At 68.5% G+C, this 19,515-nt stretch carries 18 protein-coding genes and 1 tRNA gene; 10 read left to right on the plus strand and 9 right to left on the minus strand.

The window, feature by feature from the left end; translation table 11 throughout:
* Positions 1–25 precede the first annotated feature (25 nt).
* The 5 genes from FA740_RS00710 to dapF all read right to left on the minus strand — a co-directional run bounded on the left by FA740_RS00710 (position 26) and on the right by dapF (position 4,236).
* A complete protein-coding gene (locus tag FA740_RS00710; RefSeq protein ID WP_136854860.1) occupies positions 26–889 on the minus strand; it encodes a polyprenyl synthetase family protein in 864 nt (287 codons plus the stop codon).
* The gene (locus FA740_RS00715; protein WP_136854861.1) at positions 889–1,125 is read right to left on the minus strand and encodes an exodeoxyribonuclease VII small subunit; all 237 of its coding nucleotides are present in this window, start codon (positions 1,123–1,125) and stop codon (positions 889–891) included. The genes FA740_RS00710 and FA740_RS00715 overlap by 1 nt, the downstream gene beginning before the upstream one ends.
* Positions 1,122–2,036, minus strand: coding sequence for a histone deacetylase family protein (locus FA740_RS00720; protein ID WP_136854862.1), 915 nt, complete (start codon positions 2,034–2,036; stop codon positions 1,122–1,124). Before FA740_RS00720 ends, FA740_RS00715 begins: the two co-directional genes overlap by 4 nt.
* Before the next feature lie 122 nt (positions 2,037–2,158).
* Positions 2,159–3,412, minus strand: coding sequence for a tRNA (N(6)-L-threonylcarbamoyladenosine(37)-C(2))-methylthiotransferase MtaB (mtaB, locus tag FA740_RS00725; protein ID WP_136854863.1), 1,254 nt, complete (start codon positions 3,410–3,412; stop codon positions 2,159–2,161).
* Positions 3,409–4,236 (minus strand): diaminopimelate epimerase, encoded by an 828-nt coding sequence (dapF, locus tag FA740_RS00730; protein WP_136854864.1) that lies wholly within the window; start codon positions 4,234–4,236, stop codon positions 3,409–3,411. Before dapF ends, mtaB begins: the two co-directional genes overlap by 4 nt.
* Before the next feature lie 94 nt (positions 4,237–4,330).
* Here dapF and FA740_RS00735 point away from each other — a divergent pair.
* Positions 4,331–4,406 (plus strand) — tRNA-Lys (locus FA740_RS00735).
* Positions 4,407–4,550: 144 nt separating this feature from the next.
* On the plus strand, positions 4,551–5,876 hold the full coding sequence (locus FA740_RS00740) for an ATP-binding protein (protein ID WP_136854865.1): 1,326 nt from the start codon (positions 4,551–4,553) through the stop codon (positions 5,874–5,876).
* A gap of 15 nt (positions 5,877–5,891) precedes the next feature.
* Here the strand turns inward: FA740_RS00740 and FA740_RS00745 are convergent, their stop codons facing one another.
* Positions 5,892–6,311 (minus strand): phosphoribosyl-AMP cyclohydrolase, encoded by a 420-nt coding sequence (locus FA740_RS00745; protein WP_246053367.1) that lies wholly within the window; start codon positions 6,309–6,311, stop codon positions 5,892–5,894.
* A 316-nt stretch (positions 6,312–6,627) separates the two neighbouring features.
* Between FA740_RS00745 and FA740_RS00750 the strand changes: the two genes are divergently transcribed.
* From FA740_RS00750 to FA740_RS00775, 6 genes are all read left to right on the plus strand, one after another.
* Positions 6,628–7,854, plus strand: coding sequence for a glutathionylspermidine synthase family protein (locus tag FA740_RS00750; protein WP_136854866.1), 1,227 nt, complete (start codon positions 6,628–6,630; stop codon positions 7,852–7,854).
* A 17-nt stretch (positions 7,855–7,871) separates the two neighbouring features.
* Positions 7,872–8,456 (plus strand): DUF1190 domain-containing protein, encoded by a 585-nt coding sequence (locus tag FA740_RS00755; protein ID WP_136854867.1) that lies wholly within the window; start codon positions 7,872–7,874, stop codon positions 8,454–8,456.
* 134 nt (positions 8,457–8,590) lie between these two features.
* Positions 8,591–9,496 (plus strand): glycine betaine ABC transporter substrate-binding protein OsmF, encoded by a 906-nt coding sequence (gene osmF / locus FA740_RS00760; RefSeq protein WP_136854868.1) that lies wholly within the window; start codon positions 8,591–8,593, stop codon positions 9,494–9,496.
* Positions 9,496–10,635 (plus strand): ABC transporter permease, encoded by a 1,140-nt coding sequence (locus tag FA740_RS00765; protein WP_136854869.1) that lies wholly within the window; start codon positions 9,496–9,498, stop codon positions 10,633–10,635. Before osmF ends, FA740_RS00765 begins: the two co-directional genes overlap by 1 nt.
* On the plus strand, positions 10,632–11,567 hold the full coding sequence (locus FA740_RS00770; RefSeq protein ID WP_136854870.1) for an ABC transporter ATP-binding protein: 936 nt from the start codon (positions 10,632–10,634) through the stop codon (positions 11,565–11,567). Before FA740_RS00765 ends, FA740_RS00770 begins: the two co-directional genes overlap by 4 nt.
* Positions 11,564–12,298 (plus strand): ABC transporter permease, encoded by a 735-nt coding sequence (locus FA740_RS00775; RefSeq protein WP_136854871.1) that lies wholly within the window; start codon positions 11,564–11,566, stop codon positions 12,296–12,298. The genes FA740_RS00770 and FA740_RS00775 overlap by 4 nt, the downstream gene beginning before the upstream one ends.
* A 12-nt stretch (positions 12,299–12,310) precedes the next feature.
* On the opposite strand, the gene FA740_RS00780 is transcribed toward FA740_RS00775, so the two are convergent.
* Positions 12,311–12,982, minus strand: coding sequence for a GntR family transcriptional regulator (locus tag FA740_RS00780; protein ID WP_136854872.1), 672 nt, complete (start codon positions 12,980–12,982; stop codon positions 12,311–12,313).
* Between the two features lie 127 nt (positions 12,983–13,109).
* On the opposite strand from FA740_RS00780, the gene FA740_RS00785 reads away from it, so the two are divergent.
* Together FA740_RS00785 and FA740_RS00790 are read left to right on the plus strand one after the other, a co-directional pair.
* The gene (locus FA740_RS00785; protein WP_136854873.1) at positions 13,110–13,808 is read left to right on the plus strand and encodes an aspartate/glutamate racemase family protein; all 699 of its coding nucleotides are present in this window, start codon (positions 13,110–13,112) and stop codon (positions 13,806–13,808) included.
* Between the two features lie 33 nt (positions 13,809–13,841).
* Positions 13,842–15,191, plus strand: coding sequence for an NCS1 family transporter (locus FA740_RS00790; RefSeq protein WP_246053368.1), 1,350 nt, complete (start codon positions 13,842–13,844; stop codon positions 15,189–15,191).
* A 36-nt stretch (positions 15,192–15,227) separates the two neighbouring features.
* Here FA740_RS00790 and FA740_RS00795 read toward each other — a convergent pair whose 3' ends face one another.
* Complete coding sequence (locus tag FA740_RS00795; RefSeq protein WP_136854874.1) at positions 15,228–17,627, minus strand: glycogen/starch/alpha-glucan phosphorylase; 2,400 nt, start codon at positions 17,625–17,627, stop codon at positions 15,228–15,230.
* 13 nt (positions 17,628–17,640) lie between these two features.
* On the minus strand, positions 17,641–19,509 hold the full coding sequence (locus FA740_RS00800; protein WP_136854875.1) for an alpha-amylase family glycosyl hydrolase: 1,869 nt from the start codon (positions 19,507–19,509) through the stop codon (positions 17,641–17,643).
* Positions 19,510–19,515 lie beyond the last annotated feature (6 nt).

A 19,515-nucleotide genomic window follows, 5' to 3' on the forward strand; every position in this document is an offset into this window, starting at 1 on the left:
GCTGGCCCTCCTCCGGGGCGGGCGTTCAGGTGTCGCGCTCGATAACGAAACGCGCAAGGTCGTGCAAGTTCCCGGCCCGGTCACCATATTGCGACAGCGCCTTGGTGCCGACGGTGACAAGACGCCGCGCCTCGGCCTGCGCGGGGGCCAGGCCCAGCAGCGACACGAAGGTGGCCTTGCCGGCGCCCGCATCCTTGCCGACGCGCTTGCCGGTCACGGCCTCGTCGCCGGTCACGTCCAGGATGTCGTCGGCGATCTGAAAGGCCAGTCCCAGGGCCACGGCATAGCGGTCCAGCGCCGCGGGGTCGTCGCCCGCGATCAGCGGCCCCGCGGTCGCGGCAAATCGGATCAGCGCGCCGGTCTTGCCGCCCTGCAGTTCGGTGATCGCGGCCAGATCCAGCGGAGTGCCGGCGGTCTCGGCGGCGATGTCCAGCGCCTGCCCCCAGACCATGCCCGCCGCCCCCGACGCCTGCGCCAGCGCCGCGACCAGCCGCACCCGCCCCTCGGCCGCGCCGATGCGCGGATCGGCCAGCAGGCCAAAGGCCAGCGTCTGCAGCGCGTCGCCCGCCAGAATCGCGGTCGCCTCGGTCCAGCGCACATGAACCGTGGGCTGCCCGCGCCTGAGGTCGTCGTCATCCATCGCGGGCAGGTCGTCATGGACCAGGCTGTAGGCATGCAGCGCCTCGACCGCCGCCGCCACGGGCAGGGCCGCGTCGTCGGCAACCCCGTGCAGCCGGGCCGATTCCATCACCAGAAAGGCGCGCAGCCGCTTGCCGCCCTGAACGGCATAGCGCATCGCATCGCGCAGATCGCCACCGGGCAGCGCGTCGATGGCGCGGTCCAGCTCTGCCTGGACCTGCGCCCGGACGGCGTCCAGACGATCCTGCATCACAGCCCCTCGGCCGGGGTCAGTCCGGCGGGCTGGCCATTGGCGGCCAGGGTGATCTTCTCGACCCGCTCCTCGGCCTCGCGCAGGCGGGCCTCGCAATGGGCACGCAGCGCGGCGCCGCGCTCGTACAGCGCGATGGCTTCCTCCAGCGTGGCCTCTCCGGTCTCCAGCTTGCCGACCGTGGCCTCCAGCTCGCGCATGGCCTCCTCGAACGAGAGGGTGGTGATATCGCTCATTTCGCGGCCTCCATCAGCACGTCAACATGGGCCCGCACGCTGCGGCCCAGGGCCTGGAGGTCATAGCCACCTTCCAGGCAGGATACCACCGGGGCGCCGCCCGCCGCGTCAAGGATCTCGCGCGTCAGGGCGGCGTAATCCTCGTCATCCCAGTCCAACTGCGCCAGCGGATCATCGCGATGCGCGTCGAACCCGGCCGAGATCAGCACCAGCTGCGGCGCAAGGTCGCGCATCCGCGCCAGCGCGCCGCGCCATTCCGACAGGGCCAGCGCGCCATCCGTTCCCGGCGGCAAGGGCAGGTTCACCACCTGGCCATGCGCGCCCCGTTCGGACGCGCCCCCGGTCCCGGGCCACAGCGGCGACTGCTGGCTGGTGATGAACAGCACCCGCGCCTCGTCCCACAGCAGATCCTGAGTGCCGTTGCCGTGATGCACATCGAAATCCAGCACCGCCACCCGATCCAGCCCGTGATGATCCAGCGCTCGTTTCGCCGCGATGGCCACGGTGCCGAACAGGCAGAACCCCATCGACGTGGCGGTTTCGGCATGATGCCCCGGCGGGCGCATGGCGACGAACGCGGCCCGCGCCTCACCGGCCAGCACCGCATCGACGGCCGCACAGGCCCCGCCCACGGCCCGCAGCGCCGGTTCCAGGCTGCCGGGCGACAGATGCGTGTCGGCGTCGATCTGCCGCGTGCCCGCCTGCGGCACCGCATCGCGCAGCCCCTGCAGATAGGCGGCAGGGTGACAGCGCAGGATCTCGGCGTCGGGCGTCACGGGCGCCTCGCGCCGGTCCAGCGGCAGGCCCTCCAGCGCGGCCATTACCGCGTCAAAGCGGGCCACCTGCTCGGGGTGGCCATCGGGCGTCACATGGCGGCGCGCGCTGTCATGGGAATACAGGATCACGGTCATTCATCTCCTCCGAAGCGGCAGGCTAGAAGCCCCACCCCGGATCGACAAGGCCGCAGCCTCTTCTTCACGAAAATATCCCGGGGGAGTCCGCAGGACGGGGGCAGAGCCCCCAGCAACGCCGGTCAGGCGATCAGCCGCTGACCGTCATGCGCCGACGGGGTCAGCACCATCAGCGCCCCCTCCGGCTGATCCTCGGCAAAGGCCACTTCGGTGAACTGCTCGGTCCGGCCAAGACGCGAACCCTCGGTCAGCACCCGATGGGCCCGCCCGACCTGCGCCTCTAGATGCGCGCGCAGCGCCGCGTCGCCCGCCGCCCGCAGCCGTGCGGCGCGCTCGCGGATGGCAGGGCCTGCCACGGCCGGCATGCGCGCCGCGGGGGTTCCCTTGCGCGCCGAATAGGGGAACACATGCAGGAAGGTCAGGCCGCAATCGGCGACCAGCTTCAGGCTGTTGTCGAACATAGCCTCGGTCTCGGTCGGGAAGCCGGCAATGATGTCGGCGCCAAAGACCATGTCGGGGCGCAGCCGCCGCGCCTCCTCGCAAAAGGCGATGGCGTCGTCGCGCAGGTGGCGGCGCTTCATCCGCTTCAGGATCATGTCGTCGCCCGCCTGCAGCGACAGGTGCAGATGCGGCATCAGGCGCGGCTCGGTCGCGATGGCCAGCATCAGGTTCTCATCCGCCTCGATCGAATCGATCGAGCTGATGCGCAGGCGCGGCAGGTCGGGCACCAGCCGCAGGATGCGCATCACCAGATCGCCAAGCCGCGGCGTACCCGGCAGATCGGCGCCCCAGCTGGTCAGATCGACACCGGTCAGCACGACCTCGTTGAAGCCGCGGCCGACCAGCCGCTTGATCTGCTCGATCACGACGCCCGCGGGCACCGACCGGGAATTGCCGCGCCCGAAGGGGATGATGCAGAAGGTGCAGCGGTGATCGCAGCCGTTCTGGACCTGCACATAGGCGCGGTGCCGCCCGAACCCGTCGATCAGATGGCCGGCGGTTTCGCGCACCGACATGATGTCGTCCACGACGACCTTTTCGGTGTCGCCGATAAGGTCAGGCGCGCGCAGGGACGCCCAGGTGGCGGGCTGCATCTTCTCGTGATTGCCGATCACCTTGGTGACCTCGGGCATGGCGGCAAAGGTCTCGGGCTCGGTCTGGGCGGCGCAGCCGGTGACGATGACCGGCACGCCCGGGTTCTCGCGCGACAGGCGGCGGATCTCCTGGCGGGCCTTGCGCACGGCCTCGGCGGTGACGGCGCAGGTGTTGACCACGACCGCGCCGGACAGGCCCGCGGCCTCGGCCATCTCTCGCATGGCCTCGGTCTCATAGGCGTTCAGACGACAGCCCAGGGTCGAGAAGACGGGCGCGCTCATGCCAGCCACGCGGGCGTCAGGGTGCCGTGAAAGACGATGGCGGTCGGCCCCTCCATCCAGACGCCGTCCGCGCGCCAGTCGATCAGCAGCTGCCCCCCCGGCACATGCACCGTCACGCGCCGATCCGTCAGCCCGCGCCGCGCCGCAGCCACCACCGCCGCGCAGGAACACGACCCCGATGCCAGCGTCGGCCCCGTCCCGCGTTCCCAGATGCGCAGCCGGATCGCGTCGCGCGACAGGACCTGCACGACCTCGACATTGGTGCGTTGGGGATACAGCGGGTGATGCTCATGCTCCGGCCCGAAGCGGTCCAGATCAACCGCATCGGCGTCATCCACGAAGAAGGTCACATGCGGATTGCCCATGCCGGTCGCGACCGGATCACCCGCAATGGGCAGGTGGTCGATGTCCACGTCGCGCGCCAGCGGGATCGCCTGCCAATCCAGCACCGGCGGCCCCATGTTCACCCGCGTCAGGCCCGCGCCCGCATCCTCGGCCAGCAGCACGCCGTGATCGGTGCGCAGGCGCAGCGCGCCCGTCCCAGTCTGGTCCATCAACCAGCGCGCGACGCAGCGCGTGGCATTGCCACAGGCCGCCGACAGCGACCCGTCCGCGTTCCAGAACACCAGCCGCGCATCCGCATCATCGCAATCTTCGACCCCCGCCAGCTGGTCGAACCCCACGCCCCGGTGCCGATCCGCGATGCGCGCGACAAGGCCCGCGTCCGGCCGGGCCAGCCCGCCGCGCAGATCCAGAACCACAAAGTCGTTGCCCAGCCCGTGCATCTTGAGGAAAGGCAGTCCGGTCGAATGAGAATGCGTCATGGCCGCGATATAGTCCCGGCAGTAGGATTCCGCCAGATGGTTCATTTTTCCGCTTGACGCCACCGGCCACCCCCCCTAGGAACCGCCTCGTGATGGGCCCATAGCTCAGTTGGTAGAGCAACTGACTTTTAATCAGTGGGTCACAGGTTCGAATCCTGTTGGGCTCACCACTGTATTTCCTGCTTTTATTTTTGTGGCACGCAGCACCGCCTTGGCGGTTGCGCGCTCACGCATTTGTCGCCCCAAGGCAGATTGCGGTCCGCCGCCGCGATGGCGACACTGGCCCCCTTCCACGCCCCAGGCCAGGACGGCAGATGCCCCAGACCCCCTCTGCCCTGCACCGCACAAGCTATGGCCGCAGGCTGGTGCAGGCCTTTGCCGCGCTGGCCTCGCTGGCGCTGCTGCTGGCATGGCTTGGCTGGCATGTGCTGCAGCAGGCCGAACAGCGGGCGCTGGACCTGGAACGCCAGCGCGCCGATGACAGCCTGCGCGACGCGCGGCGGCTGTTCGTGGGCGCCTCGGCAAACGGGGTGGCGCTGAGCCTGATGCTGGCGCTGTGGCTGGCCGCGCGGCTGGATGCGGGCCTGGGCGCCTATGCGCGCGGCGATTTCGGGCACCGCTTTGATGGCTTCCGTGACCGCGAGTTCGTGGCATTGGGTCATCAGCTGAACGCCATGTCCGCCGAGGTCGTCCAGAACCGCCAGCGCGAGGCGCAGTTCCGCAACCAGCTGGAGGCCGCCGTGCGCGACCGCACCCGCGACCTGACGCAGGCGCCGGATCACCTGGCCGCCTCGGAGGGCGCGCGCCAGCAGCTGATGGCCGATATCGGGCACGAATTGCGCACCCCCGTCACCGTCATCCGCGGAGAGGCGCAGGTGGCGCTGCGCGACCCCGGTCGTGGTCTGGACAGCCACCGCCAGGCCCTGACCCGCATCGTCAACGTGACCCGCCAGATGGGCCGCCTGATCGAGGATCTGCTGGTTTTCGTGCGCAACCCTGCGGGAACGCCCGCCGTCCGGCCGCGCGCCATCGCGCTTGGCACCGCGCTGAGCCCGGCGCTGGAGAATGCCGCCCGGCTGGCCGCGCCGCGCGGGATCGGGCTGCTGCCCGATGACGCCGTGGCGGCCACGCGCGTGCTGGCCGACCCCGACCGGCTGTCGCAGGCCATCGCCGCGCTGCTGGACAACGCGCTGCGCTATTCCCACGACGGATCGCGCATCACCCTGCAGGTTCTGCCAGACGAGGACGAGGTCGCGCTGCAGATCCGCGACTACGGCATCGGCATCGACAACCGCGACCTGCCGCATCTGTTCACGCGGGGCTGGCGCGGGGCGCAGGCGCGGATGCATCGGGCCGACGGGCTGGGTCTGGGGCTGGCCATCGCCCGCGATCTGATCGAGATGCAGGGCGGCAGGCTGTCGCTGGCTGCGGTGCCGGGGGGCGCCACCGTCAGCCGAGAGCGCATCCTGGCCCGCGTCTGGCAGGCCGATCGCGACCCGCTGACCAATGTGGTCGACGTCTATGTCAGCCGCCTGCGCCGCAAGATGGAGGAGCTGGACCCCCGACTGCGCATCGTGGCGATCCGGGGGCTGGGCTATCGCCTGCCCCCTCCCGACCCCGTCCAGCAGCCTGCCCCCTGACCAGGGCGGCAGGCGTCATTCCACCGCGAAGGGCAGCGAGGAGTGATGCAGCACGATACGCAGATCGCCCTGGGCGTCGCGGCTAAAGCCCCAGGTCTTGTCCACGGTGGTGACCGCGCCACTGGCATCGGTGATCAGCACGTTGCCCATCGTCAGCGCGGTGTCGCCCTCGATATGGATGGCCGCGTTCTCGATCTGCACACCCGTCCAGCCCTTCAGCGCAAAGCCCGAATCGCCCGGGAATTTGCGGTCGTGGCCCACGAAATAGGACAGCGCACCGTCACGCGTCGTGCGAAAGGTCTGCGGCCCGCCGGTCAGGGTCGGCTTGAACAGGACCGGGCCCGCGTCAAAGGCATAGAGGCTGTCCAGAACCGCCTCGGCCGCGCCGCGGGCCTCATCGATGCCGCCTTCGGCATGGGCGGCCGAGATGCGCACCAGCGCCTCGCCCCAGGGCCGCCTGCGCCTCCTCGACCTCGGCGGCGGTGATCTGGGCGGCGGCCAGGACCGCCCCGGCCCCCAGGATCAGCGTGGATGCGGCACATGCGGCGGTGCACAGGGATCATGCTTGTCTTCCTCTCAGCGACCGCGCCGACCATCCGCGCGGTGTCCCTACCCAGATGGTGCGCCCGGCTGAACGCTGTCTGAGCCCAGGATGAACGCAACATTAACAGGGCCCGGGGCGGCCAGATGTGATGATGGCGCGACGTCCTGGGCACTGGCCCTCCAGGCGCGCAGCGGATACATCTGGATCATGCGCAAGATCACCCTTCCCGAACGCCCCGACCTGGCCGCCAAGGCCGCTGAGGTCGGTTTCACCTTTGCCCATATGCATGGCGAGCCCTATTGGGACGAAACCAGCGCCTATCGGTTCACGCTGGCCCAGATCGAGGATGATCTGGAGGGCCCCGCGACCGAGTTGCATGCCATGACCCGCCAGGCGGTGGACCGCATCGTGGCCGACCCCGAGCTGATGACCCGCATGGGGATCCCCGAGGCGCATCACGCGCTGGTCGCGGACAGCTGGGCCAGGAACGAGCCCGAGCTGTATGGCCGGATGGATTTCGCCTATGACGGCACCGGCCCGGCGAAACTGCTGGAATACAATGCCGACACGCCCACCTCGCTGTACGAATCGGCGGCGTTCCAGTGGCAGTGGCTGGAGGATCAGATGGCGGCGGGCCACCTGCCCGAAGGAGCCGACCAGTTCAACGCTATCCACGAGGTCCTGGTCGAGCGGTTCCGCGAGCTGTTCGCGCCCGATACCGACATCCACTTCACCGCTGCCGCCGGCAATGCCGAGGATTACGCCACCGTCGAATCGATGGCCTGGGCCGCGCGTGAGGCCGGGATGGGCGCGCATTACAGCGATCTGGACAAGCTGGCCGTCAGCCGCGACGGACAGTTCCTGGATGCCGACGACCGCGTGATCGGCACCCTTTTCAAGCTGTACTCTTGGGAGGATCTGCTGGCCGACGACTATGCCCGTCACATCGCGGGGGCGGGCTGCCTGTTCCTGGAGCCCGCCTGGAAGGCCGTCGTGTCGAACAAGGGCCTGCTGCCCGTCCTGTGGGAGATGTTTCCGGGCCACCCGAACCTGCTGCCCGCCTTTTTCGCCGATGACGTGGCCCCTGCCCTGGTCGAGGGTGGCCAGCCCGCCCCCGCCATCGCCGCCGCCTTTGCGCCCGTGGCCGAGCAGTTCCGCGCGGGCCATGTGGTCAAGCCGATCTTTTCGCGCGAAGGCGCGGGCGTCGTCATCGTCGAGAATGGCGATGTCACCGAGGCGTCGGCCAACCACGACTATGACGCGCATCCGCGCATCGTTCAGGCCTATCACCCGCTGCCCGAATTCGACGGCTTTCGGCCCGTGATCGGGGCGTGGATCGTCGGCCGGGACTGCGCCGGCATCGGCATCCGCGAGGATCGCGCCCGCATCACCCAGGATCTGTCGCGCTTCAAGCCGCATTTCATCGCGGATTGATCCGCCAAGGAGGACCCATGAGAAAACGTTCCAGAACCGTCGCGCTGACCATCCTTGGCGCCGCAGCCTTCACCGTCGCGGGCTGTCGCGACGAACAGGTCGACGCGCAGGCCTTTCCCGATCTGGCCAGCTGCCAGGCGGCCGCCAGCCAGGACGGGCTGATCACCGCCGCCGAATGCAACCAGGCCTTTGCCGAGGCGCAGGCCCTGCATGTCGAGGCCGCCCCCCGCTATGACAGCCTGGCCGTCTGCGAGGAGCAGCACGGCGCGGGCAATTGCGGCTCCGAGGCGCAGCAGGGCGCGGGCGGGTCGGGCGGCATCTTCATGCCACTGCTGGCGGGCTATCTGATCGGCAGCATGCTGGGCCGCGCGACAGGCGGGATGGCCGCGTCGCAGCCGATGTACCGCAATGCGCAGGGCGGGTTCACCAACGCCTCGGGCACGACCAATTTCGGCAGCAATGCGGGCCGCGCGCAGATGTCGTCGCAGAACTTTGCCCGCCCCGCCGCGACCGCCGGACAGGCCCCGATGACCCGCGCCACCGCCGGATCGCGCGGCGGCTTTGGCAATGCGGGCAGCGCCCGCAGCAGCATCGGCGGCTGACCCGCGCCCCCCGCCTGCCCCCGTGACGGGCAGGCGGGAACCATTTCGTCGCAGCCGCATTTCGCCTGTTGACCCCGGCCCGCCAGAATGGCCCGATCACGGTCACGTCATTCGCGCGACAGGAGAGACCTGCGATGAAAGCCCTTACCCCCCTCGCCGCGCTGCTGATCGGCATGGGTTCCGCCGCCGCGGCCCAGGATATCACCGTGTCGTCCAAGATCGACACCGAAGGTGGCCTTCTGGGCAACATGATCCTGATGGCGCTGCAGGATGCGGGCCTGCCCGTGCAGGACCGCCTGCAGCTGGGCGGCACGCCGATCATGCGCGATGCGATCACCTCGGGTCAGATCGACATCTATCCCGAATACACCGCCAACGGCGCCTTCTTCTTCAACGAGGCCGACAGCGAGGTCTGGAAGGACGCCCAGGCCGGTTTCGACCGCGTGTCCGAGCTGGACATGGAGCAGAACGAGATCGTCTGGCTGAAGCCCTCGCCCGCGAACAACACCTGGGCCATCGCCCTGCGCCAGGACCTGGCGCAGGAGAACGGTCTGGAGACCATGTCCCAGATGGGCGAATGGATCGCAGGTGGCGGCGCGATCAAGCTGGCGGCATCGACCGAATTCGTGACCTCGGCCGCGGCGCTGCCCGCGTTCCAGGAGACCTATGGCTTTGCGCTGACCCCCGACCAGCTGGTGCAGCTGTCGGGCGGCGACACGGCCGCCACCATCGCGGCGGCGGCGCAGCAGACCTCGGGCGTGAATGCGGCGATGGTCTATGGCACCGATGGCGGCATCGCCCCCGCGGGTCTGGTGGTGATGGCCGATGATCAGGGCGTCCAGCCCGTCTATCAGCCCGCCCCCATCATCCGCGCCGAGGTTCTGCAGGCCCACCCGGAGATCCGCGACATCCTGGCGCCGATCTTCGACAGCCTGGACCTTGAGACCCTGCAGGAGCTGAACGGCCGCATCCAGATCGGCGGAGAGCCCGCCGCCACCGTCGCCCGCGACCACCTGACCCAAGCGGGTCTGCTGGACTGATGCGCCCCCGGCTGGACCGGCCCGGCCTGCTGTTCGCGATTGTCGGACTGGCCGGGCTGGCCCTGCCGCTGGTGCAGTTCAAGCCCAACCGCATCGTCCCCGGAGAGGGGCTGACCCTCCCCGCCGCCCTGCCCTGGGGCTGGCCGCTGCTGCTGACGCTGGCTGCGGTGCTGGTGGCGGGCTGCCTGCGCTGGCCCTCCGTTCTGCGCCTTGGGGCGGCGGCGGCGGGTCTGCTGACGGTGCTGCTGGCGCTTGGGGCGGCGGCCACGCATCTGACACCGCCCGACGACACGCTGGCGCGGGTGGCGCCTGCGGCGGGTTTCTGGCTGATGGCGCTGGCCTTTGCGCTGATGCTGGCCGATGCGCTGGCGCGGATGAACCCCGCGCTGTGGCTGCGCTGGCTGATCCTGGCGGGGGCGGTCGCGTCCATGGGCGTGCTGCTGGCCTCGGGCGCGCTGGACGGGGTGTCCGTCATGCGCGAATACGCCGCGCGCCAGGACATCTTCCTGCGCGAGGCACGGGCGCATCTGACGCTGGCCTTCGGGTCGCTGACGCTGGCGTTGCTGGTGGGGTTGCCGCTTGGGGTGGCGCTGTATCAGGCGCGGCGGCTGAGGGGCCCGGTCCTGTCGGTGCTGAACATCCTGCAGACCATCCCGTCGCTGGCATTGTTCGGGGTGATGATCCCGATCTTTGGCTGGATCGCGGCCAATGTGCCCGGCGCGGCGCAGGCGGGGGTGGCGGGCATCGGCCTGTTCCCGGCGCTGGTCGCGCTGTTTCTCTATTCCCTGCTGCCGGTCGTGTCGAACACCCTGACCGGGCTGACCGGCGTGAACCCCGCGACGCGCGAGGCCGCGATCGGTCTGGGCCTGACGCAGCCGCAGCTGCTGGTGCAGGTGCTGATCCCGCTGGCGCTGCCGGTGCTGCTGGCGGCGGTGCGGATCGTGCTGGTCCAGAACATCGGGCTGGCGGTCATCGCGGGCCTGATCGGCGGCGGCGGCTTTGGTACCTTCGTCTTTCAGGGCCTGAACCAGACCGCAATGGATCTGGTCCTGCTGGGCGCCCTGCCCACCATCGCGCTGGCGCTGATTGCCGGCATTGCCCTTGATCTGCTGGTGCGTTCCAGCCGGAGGACCGCATGATCGACATCCAGAACCTGACCCGCATCTATGACGGCCGCGCCGCCGTCGACGATGTCAGCCTGACGGTCGAGGCGGGCCAGATCGCGGCCCTGGTCGGCACATCCGGGTCGGGCAAGACGACGCTGCTGCGCATGATCAACCGACTGGTCGAACCCTCCAGCGGGCGTGTCCTGATCGACGGTCAGGACACGCGGCAGGTGGCACCCCACCTGCTGCGGCGCCGCATCGGCTATGCCATCCAGGGCCACGGTCTGTTCCCGCACCGCACCGTCGGCCAGAACATCGCCACCGTCCCGCGCCTGCTGGGCTGGGACCAGGCCGCGATCCGCGACCGGGTGGACGAGCTGCTGACCCTGTTCCAGATGGAGCCCGACCAGTTCCGCGACCGCATGCCCCATGAGCTGTCCGGCGGCCAGCAGCAGCGTGTGGGCGTGGCCCGTGCGCTGGCGGCGAAACCCGACCTGCTGCTGATGGACGAACCCTTCGGCGCGCTGGACCCGGTGATCCGCGCCAAGGCGCAGGCCGACCTGCGCGACATCCAGCGCCGGCTTGGCACCACGCTGATCCTGGTCACCCATGACATGGAGGAGGCCGTCACACTGGGCGACCGCATCGCCGTCATGGACAAGGGCCGACTGGCCCAATACGCCCCCCCGACCGAAATCCTGACCGCCCCCGCCACGCCCTTCGTGCGCGACCTGATCGGGCTGGACCAGCGGCCCTTCCACCTGCTGTCGCTGACCCCGGCCCATGTCCTGGCCCGTGAGGGCCAGGCCGAGGGCCCCGCCCTGCCCCGCGACGCCACCCTGCGCGACGCGCTGGCCGAATGCCTGTGGAGCGGGCGCGACGCCCTGCCGGTCGAGGGGGGCGGCGTCATCACCTTGGCCGCGCTGCGCGCTCAGGCCGCGCCTCAGGCGCGGGCGGCGGAATGATCGGACGCGTCCTGCTGGCCCTGGCCGCGGCGGTTCTGGTGGCGTTCCTGGCCAGCCCGGACAGCTTTGCCGCGGTGTTCGAGCCGTTCACCCGCAACAACGCACCGCCGATCTATCGCCAGACGCCGCTGTGGTCGCTGACCCTGTCGCATCTGACGCTGGTGGCGCTGGCGGTCGTCGCCTCGACCGTCGTGGCGCTGGTGCTGGCGGTTCTGGTGACGCGACCTGCCGGGCGCGAGTTCCTGCCCTTGGCGCGCACCATCACCAGCGTCGGACAGACTTTTCCGCCCGTGGCCGTGCTGGCGCTGGCCGTGCCGATCATGGGGTTCGGCGCCGGGCCGACGCTGGTGGCGCTGTTCCTCTATGGCCTGCTGCCGGTGTTCGAGAACACCCTGGCGGGCCTGACCACCCAGCCCCCCAACGTGACCGAGGCCGCGCGCGGCATGGGCCTGACCCCCCGCCAGCGCCTGTGGCAGGTCGAGCTGCCGCTGGCCCTGCCGGTGATCCTCGGCGGCATGCGGCTGACGGCGGTGATCTCGCTTGGCACCGCCACGATCGGGTCCACCGTCGCGGCCCGCACCCTGGGCGAGGTCATCATCGCGGGCCTTCTGTCCGCCAACACGGCCTTCGTGCTGCAGGGCGGGCTGGTGGTGGGCATCATCGCCGTGCTGATCCACGAGGGGTTCCAGGCGCTGGAACGCCGCGCCCGCGCCCGGATCGGCCAAGCCTAGCATAAGCATGGCCTAGCCGCGCAGCGCAGCCGCCAGCCCGCCGGTCGCGGGGGGCACGTCGTCGAACCGGATGCCTGCCTCGATATGGCGCAGATGCTGGTCCAGCAGGGACAGGGCGCGTGCCTCGTCCCGCGCGGCGATGGCGGCGACGATGCCTGCATGCTCGTCCTCGGCGCAGAGCGTCGCGTGGCCTTGGGCATAGAGCCCGATGATCAGCGAGGACCGCATCGTCAGTTCGTCCAGATAGCGTGCCAGCACCGGGTTGCGCCCGATGCGCGCCAGCAGGATGTGGAACCCCCGCGACAGCCGGATCAGCGCGGGGCGGTTGTCATGGCCGCGCGCCGCGTCCTCCTGCGCCAGATGCCGGCGCAGGTCGGCCAGATCGGTCGCGTCGGCCAGGCGGACGGCGTTGCGGCAGATCGTCGTCTCGATCGCGCGGCGGGCCTGGAACACGTCGCGGGCATCCTGCGGCGTGGGGGTGGCGACATAGGCGCCGCGATTGGGCAGGTGATCGACCACCTGCCAGCCGGTCAGCATGGACAGCGCCCGGCGCACATGGGCGCGGTTGCAGGCAAAGATGTCGGATATCGCCTGTTCGCCCAGCTTGGTCCCGGCCACCAGCCGCTGATCGGCAATGGCGTCCAGGATGCTGTCCACGATCAGGGTCTCTAGCGGCTTCTCCATGGTTTCCAAATTGCACCTTCCTTAAGCCTTCGCAATATCGTTCCGCTTTGGAATGCGGCAGAAAAATATGATTATTGATTGTTAACAATCAGTGGTAACAATGATGCGACTCAGAGAGGAGCCGCCGATGAAGCTGGTCGTGATCAACCCCAATTCCACCGCGTCGATGACCGACAAGATCGTCGAAGCCGCCCGCGCCGTGGCCGGTTCCGGCACCGAGGTCGAGGGCCGCACCGCGCATGGCGCCCCCGCCAGCATCGAGGGCCATTTCGACGAGGTGATGTGCGCCGCCCACCTGCTGCGCGAGGTCCAGGAGGCCGAAGCCCAGGGTGCCGACGCCATCGTGGTGGCCTGTTTCGACGACCCCGCCATCGGCGCCTGCCGCGAGGTTGCGACCGGCCCCGTGCTGGGCATCTGCGAGGCGGGGGTCAAGGCCGCCAGCATGATCGCCACGTCGTTCAGCATCGTCACCACCCTGCCCCGCTCGGTTCCCGTGATCGAGGAACTGGTGCGCCGCTATGGCCTGGATCACCAGTGCCGCCGCGTCCGTTCCGCCGAAATTCCGGTGCTGGCGCTGGAACAGCCCGGTTCGGATGCACGCGCCCGCGTGCGTGCCGAGATTCTGCGCGCCATCGAGGAGGATAACTGCGAGGCCGTGCTGCTGGGCTGCGCGGGCATGGCCGACCTGACCGAATGGCTGTCCGCGGAATGCGGCATCCCGGTCATCGACGGCGTCACCGCCGCCACGACATTCGCCGAGGCGCTGGTCCGCGCCGGGCTGCGCACCTCCAAGATCGGGGCCTATGCGCACCCGATCCAAAAATAAGAAAACGCTCATCCTCCGACAGGGAAGAACCCCATGACCACAACCACGATGACCGGGGGCGCGGTCCCCCATGACGACAAGAAGATCGGCGAGGAAAGCCTGGCCCCCCAGCAGACCCGCATCATGGGCCCCTGGTCCTACCTGTTCGCCTGGCTGGGCGGCTGCGTCAGCATCGGCACCTTCACGGTCGGATCGGGCCTGGTCGGCACGCTGAACCTGATCCAGACCGTGCTGGCCATCGCCATCGGCTGCGGCGTCATCGGCCTGGCGCTGATGATCAACGGGCGCGCGGGGCACAAATACGGCATCCCCTTCATGGTCCAGGCCCGCGCGGCCTATGGGTTTTCGGGCACGCGGCTGCCGGCGCTGGTGCGGTCCGTCCCGGCGATCGTCTGGTACGGGTTTCAAAGCTGGATCGGCGCGGGGGCGCTGAACCTCGTGTCGGAAACCATGTTCGGCTATTCCAACATCTGGGTGTTCTTCATAGGCTTCCAGTTCCTGCAGATCGGCCTGTCGGTGCTGGGTTTCCACGGCATCAAATGGCTGGAGAACATCGGCGCCGTCTTCATCATCGGCGCGTTGATCTACATGTTCTTTTCGGTCATCGGGCGCTATGGCGATCAGATCAGCACCAACCTGATCCAGGCCGAAGGCACCTGGGGCGCGCCCTTCTGGGGGGCCACCATGCTGTTTCTGGGCGTCTATTCCACGATGATGCTGAACGTGTCGGATTATTCGCGCGAATTGCAGCACGGGGTCGGGCGGGGGCGGCAGGTGGCGATCTATGCCAACTCGATCCTGCCCGCGACGCTGTTCATGGGGCTGATCGGGCTGATGGTGTCATCCGCCACCGGAGAGGTCGACCCCATCCGCGTCTTTTCCAGCGCGGTGGACAACCCGGTCCTGTTGGTCGTGACGCTGCTGTTCATCGCCTTTGCGCAGGTGACGACGAACATCCTCAACAACGTGGTGCCGCCCGCCTATGCGATGATGGACGTGTTCAAGCTGCCCTTCAAGGCGGCGGCGGTGATCGTGGGCCTGCTGGCCTTCGCGACCTTTCCCTGGCTGCTGGTGCGCGACGAATCCGCGGCGGGGCTGGGCCTGTTCATCCGCACCTACAGCGCGTTCCTGGGGCCGATCTTCGCGGTGCTGGTGGTCGATTACTACATCATCCGCCGCCAGACCCTGAACCTGGCGCATCATTACGACGCCGACGGCCCCTATCGCGGATGGAACCCGGCGGCGGTCATCGCGACGGTGGTGGGCGTGGTCGTGGCGCTGATCTTTTCGGGGATCAGCTGGTATGCCAGCCTGATCCCGGCGGGTGTGACCTATTGGCTGCTGATGCAGTATCTGCCCGCCGCACAGCGGTTCCGCGCCTGAAACGGAAAAGGCCCCCGTCACCGGGGGCCTTTTGCCTTACGCGGGCACAACCGGCACCGCGTGCCAGATGTCGCGCATATATCCCCGGATCGTCCGGTCCGAAGAGAAGAACCCCGACCGCGCGATGTTCAGGCAAGCCATCCGGTCCCAACCCGCCTGATCGGCATAGGCCCGGTCCACCGCCCGCTGCGCCGTGAAATAGGCGTCGAAATCGGACGCGACCAGGAACGGGTCGTCATTCCACGTCCGATCCAGCAGCGCGTAATAGCTTTCGGCGCGTCCGAACCGCCCTTCGGCGATCAGCTGCAGGGCGATCTTCATGTCCTCGCTGGCCTCGATGGCGCGGCGGGCATGGCCGGGGCGGGCCTTCTCAGACGCGGCCTCCTCGGCGGTCAGGCCGAACAGGAAGAAGTTCTCGGGGCCCACATGCTCTCGGATTTCCACATTGGCGCCGTCCAGCGTGCCGATGGTCAGCGCGCCGTTCATGGTGAACTTCATGTTGCCGGTGCCGGACGCCTCCTTGCCCGCGGTGCTGATCTGTTCGGACAGGTCGGCTGCGGGGATCAGATCCTCGGCCATCGAGACGTTGTAGTTCGGCGGATAGGCGATCTGCAGCAGATCGCGCGTCACCGGGTCGCTGTTGATCGTGGCGGCCACGTCGTTGATCAGGTGGATCACCGATTTCGCCAACCAGTATCCCGGCGCGGCCTTGCCGCCAAAGATCTTGACGCGCGGGGTCCAGTTGCCGTTCGGGTCCTCATGGATGCGGTGCCACAGCGCGATCGCCTCCAGCACGTTCAGCAGCTGGCGCTTGTATTCGTGGATGCGCTTGACCTGCACGTCAAAGATCGCGTCCGGGTCAGCCTTGACGCCCAAGCCCGCCAGCAGCCCGTCCGACAGGGCGACCTTGTTGGCGCGCTTGGCCGCGTGCAGGTGCTGCAGGAACGCAGCATCATCGGCATGCGCCTCAAGGCCCGACAGCTGGTCCAGATCGGCGGTCCAGCCGGTGCCGATGGTGTCATCCAGCAGCCGCGTCAGGCCGGGGTTCGACATGCGCAGCCAGCGGCGCGGGGTCACGCCGTTGGTCTGGTTCACGATCCGGTCGGGATGCAGCCGGTGCAGATCAGCAAAAACCGTGTCCTTGACCAGATCGGTATGCAGCGCCGACACGCCGTTCACGCGGCCTGCCATGATGAAGGCCAGCTCTCCCATATGGACCTGATCGCCATGCACGATGCCGATATGGGCGGGGCGGTTGGTCGTCTTGCGGTGATCCTCGTCAATCATCTGGATGATCTGCATGTGGCGCGGCAGGACACGGCCCATCAGCCAGGTGGACCACCGCTCCAACGCCTCGGGCAGCAGGGTGTGGTTCGTGTAGTTCAGCGTGCGGCGCGCCAGATCCTGCGCCCGGTCGAAGGGCAGGCCGTGCACATCCATCAGCAGGCGGATCAGCTCGGGCCCCGCGATGGCGGGGTGGGTGTCGTTCAGCTGGATCGCGACCTTGTCGGGCAGCAACGCCAGATCGCCATGTTCGGCCAGGAAGCGCGCCAGGATGTCCTGCAGCGCCGCCGAGGTCAGGAAATATTCCTGCTTCAGCCGCAGCTCCTTGCCCGATTCCGTGGTGTCGTCGGGATAGAGGACGCGCGACAGCGTGCGGGCCAGTGCCTCAGGCTCCGCCGCCGCGGTGTGGTCGCCCGCGTTGAAGCGCGACAGGTCCAGCAGCGTCGTCGGCAGCGCCCCCCACAGGCGTAGGCTGTTGGCCCAATCGCCGCCCCATCCGATGACCGGCGTGTCATAGGCGCGCGCGATCACGCTTTCACCCGGATGCCAGACGGCGCGGCCATCGACCGTGTCGACATGGCCCTTGAACCCGATCTCATAGCTGTAGTTGATGCGCACGAACTCCCACGGATGCGGCTGGTTCAGCCAATCCTCGGGGGTCTCGACCTGCTGGCCGCCCTCGAAACGCTGGCGGAACAGGCCGTGCTCATAGCGGATGCCGTAACCGAAGGCCGGGCAGGACAGCGATGACAGCGATTCCATGAAACACGCCGCCAGACGCCCCAGGCCGCCATTGCCCAGTGCCGCATCGGGCTCGTCGTCCAGGATCACCTGTTCGTCCAGCCCCAGCAGGGTCAGGGCCTCGCCCATGACGGGCTCCAGGTTCAGGTTGATGATCGCGTCGCCCAGGATGCGGCCGATCAGGAATTCCATCGACAGGTAATAGACCCGCTTGGCGCCCTGGTCGCGGGCGGCGCGGATGGCCTGGACCCAGGGGCCCACCATCAGGTCGCGCACCGTATAGCTGACGGCCAGGCGCCAGTCGAAAACGGTTGCGAATTCCGGGCCACGGCCCTGGGTGTGGGTCAGATGATGCAGGATCTGGTCGCGCAGATCCTGTGCCGTCGGTGCTTGGGTCAATTTCGGCCTCATAAGGCAGGGTAAATCAGGACATCCAGACGCGGCCATAGGGCGGCAAAGCCAGCATGTCGTCATGCAGCGTCACCGTCGCGTCGGACAGGATATCGCGCATGTCGGTCACGCCTTGAAAGCGCATCCAATCGCCGCTGACCTGTTGCCAGCTTTCCGTGAAATTGAAAAGGCACAGAATGCCGCCCTGGGGGGCGCGGCGGGCGAATGCCAGGACGGCGGGGTTGCCGCTGTCCAGGATCTCGGTCGGGTGCCCGCCATGCAGGCGGTCGCAGGACCGGCGCGCGGCCAGGATGGCGCGGGTGCCGTGCAGCACGCGCCCCTCGGGGCTGGCAGGGTCGGCGCTGGCGCGGGCGGCACGGTCCCAGTCCATCGCGGGGCGGTTGATCCAGCGGCTGTCATGGGCATGCTCGGGAACATCCCGATAGCCGTGATCGTTCCCCATCGCCAGCTCGTCCCCCATATAGATCAATGGGATACCGCCAAAGGACGCGATCAGCGCATGGCCCAGCAGGATGCGGTCAACGGCCCGGTCGATGGCCAGGGGATCGCCCGCGGCCAGCCCCGCCTCCAACCCCGCCAGCGCGGCAAAGCTGCCGGCGATGCGCTTGTCGCCGGTGTCCGGGTTCTGCTGGAACAGGACGCCCCGGGCAAAGCTGCCCGGAAAGCTGCCGTCGTAGAAATCCGACAGAAAGGCGCGATGCGCCGCCCCCGACAGGCCCAGGGCGCCCGCGTCCTCATCGGTGATCGCCCATCCGATGTCGTCGTGACAGCGGATATAGGTCGCATAGGTCGCGTTGGTCAGCACGGGCGGGAAATGCGTGGCCAGCACATGCGTCATCAGCCGCGTGTCGCGCGTGGCCAGGGCCGACCAGTACTGGACCATCAGGCTGTTGTGATAGCACAGGTTCCCCTCGCGCCCGTCATGCTCGCCGCGCCCGAAATAGGTCAGCATCTCGGCCGGGCCGACGATGGCCTCCTCCAGGTGGATGACGGCGCTGGCCGCGATCCGGGTGCAGGCGCGCAGCGCGCGCAGGATCATGTGCACCTCGGGCTGGCTTTGGCAGGTGGTGCCCATGCGCTTCCACATGAAGGCCACCGCGTCCAGGCGCAGCACGTCGACGCCTTTGTTGGCCAGGTTCAGCATGATCCGCACGATCTCCAGGAAGACGCGCGGATTGGCCCAGTTCAGGTCCCATTGGTGGTCGTTGAACGTGGTCCAGACCCATTTGCCGAATTCCGGGTGATGGGTGAAACTGCCCGGCGCGGTTTCGGGAAAGATCTCGATCAGGGTCTGCTCATAGGCGCGGGGCAGCGTGTCGTCGTCGAACATCAGGTACATGTCCTGGTATTCGGGATCGCCCGCCGCCGCGCGCCGCGCCCATTCGTGTTCCTGCGCGGTGTGGTTCAGCACCAGATCGACACAGAGCGACATGCCCCGGTCGCGCAGGCTGCCCGCCAGCCGCGTCAGGTCGGCCATGCGCCCGTAGGCGGGATTGATCTGGCGGTAATCCATCACCGAATAGCCGCCGTCGCTGTCGCCCGGGCGCGGCATCAGGCAGGGCATCAGGTGGACATAGCTGATGCCCAGATCGCGCAGATAATCCAGCCGGTCATGCACCCCCGCCAGCGTCCCCGCAAAGCGGTCGATATAGAAGACATAGCCCGCCATGCCCGACCGCTGGAACCAGTCGGGTTCCAGATCGCGGGCCAGGTCCAGCCGCTTGAGGTCGGCGGGACGCGCGGCCCAGCCATCGCGCAGCGCACCGTTCAGTTCGGCGCAGAAGGCGTCGTAATCGGGGCGGTCGCCGTACAAACGCTCCAGCATGGGCCAGAGGTCGGGGGCGCTGCGCGCCAGGCGCATGTCAAAGATCGAAGGAGTCATGATACG

The organism is Paracoccus hibiscisoli (genome assembly GCF_005048265.1).
Classification (GTDB): Bacteria; Pseudomonadota; Alphaproteobacteria; order Rhodobacterales; family Rhodobacteraceae; genus Paracoccus; species Paracoccus hibiscisoli.

What these genes read in the sequence shown, in the direction of transcription:
- FA740_RS00800 (WP_136854875.1), bottom strand. Translation starts at nt 19,509, where the DNA reads ATGACTCCTTCGATCTTTGACATGCGCCTGGCGCGCAGCGCCCCCGAC.
- FA740_RS00715 (WP_136854861.1), bottom strand. Translation starts at nt 1,125, where the DNA reads ATGAGCGATATCACCACCCTCTCGTTCGAGGAGGCCATGCGCGAGCTG.
- mtaB (WP_136854863.1), bottom strand. Translation starts at nt 3,412, where the DNA reads ATGAGCGCGCCCGTCTTCTCGACCCTGGGCTGTCGTCTGAACGCCTAT.
- FA740_RS00795 (WP_136854874.1), bottom strand. Translation starts at nt 17,627, where the DNA reads ATGAGGCCGAAATTGACCCAAGCACCGACGGCACAGGATCTGCGCGAC.
- FA740_RS00770 (WP_136854870.1), top strand. Translation starts at nt 10,632, where the DNA reads ATGATCGACATCCAGAACCTGACCCGCATCTATGACGGCCGCGCCGCC.
- FA740_RS00790 (WP_246053368.1), top strand. Translation starts at nt 13,842, where the DNA reads ATGACCACAACCACGATGACCGGGGGCGCGGTCCCCCATGACGACAAG.
- FA740_RS00765 (WP_136854869.1), top strand. Translation starts at nt 9,496, where the DNA reads ATGCGCCCCCGGCTGGACCGGCCCGGCCTGCTGTTCGCGATTGTCGGA.
- FA740_RS00780 (WP_136854872.1), bottom strand. Translation starts at nt 12,982, where the DNA reads ATGGAGAAGCCGCTAGAGACCCTGATCGTGGACAGCATCCTGGACGCC.
- FA740_RS00710 (WP_136854860.1), bottom strand. Translation starts at nt 889, where the DNA reads ATGCAGGATCGTCTGGACGCCGTCCGGGCGCAGGTCCAGGCAGAGCTG.
- FA740_RS00785 (WP_136854873.1), top strand. Translation starts at nt 13,110, where the DNA reads ATGAAGCTGGTCGTGATCAACCCCAATTCCACCGCGTCGATGACCGAC.
- FA740_RS00775 (WP_136854871.1), top strand. Translation starts at nt 11,564, where the DNA reads ATGATCGGACGCGTCCTGCTGGCCCTGGCCGCGGCGGTTCTGGTGGCG.
- FA740_RS00740 (WP_136854865.1), top strand. Translation starts at nt 4,551, where the DNA reads ATGCCCCAGACCCCCTCTGCCCTGCACCGCACAAGCTATGGCCGCAGG.
- FA740_RS00750 (WP_136854866.1), top strand. Translation starts at nt 6,628, where the DNA reads ATGCGCAAGATCACCCTTCCCGAACGCCCCGACCTGGCCGCCAAGGCC.
- osmF (WP_136854868.1), top strand. Translation starts at nt 8,591, where the DNA reads ATGAAAGCCCTTACCCCCCTCGCCGCGCTGCTGATCGGCATGGGTTCC.
- dapF (WP_136854864.1), bottom strand. Translation starts at nt 4,236, where the DNA reads ATGACGCATTCTCATTCGACCGGACTGCCTTTCCTCAAGATGCACGGG.
- FA740_RS00720 (WP_136854862.1), bottom strand. Translation starts at nt 2,036, where the DNA reads ATGACCGTGATCCTGTATTCCCATGACAGCGCGCGCCGCCATGTGACG.
- FA740_RS00755 (WP_136854867.1), top strand. Translation starts at nt 7,872, where the DNA reads ATGAGAAAACGTTCCAGAACCGTCGCGCTGACCATCCTTGGCGCCGCA.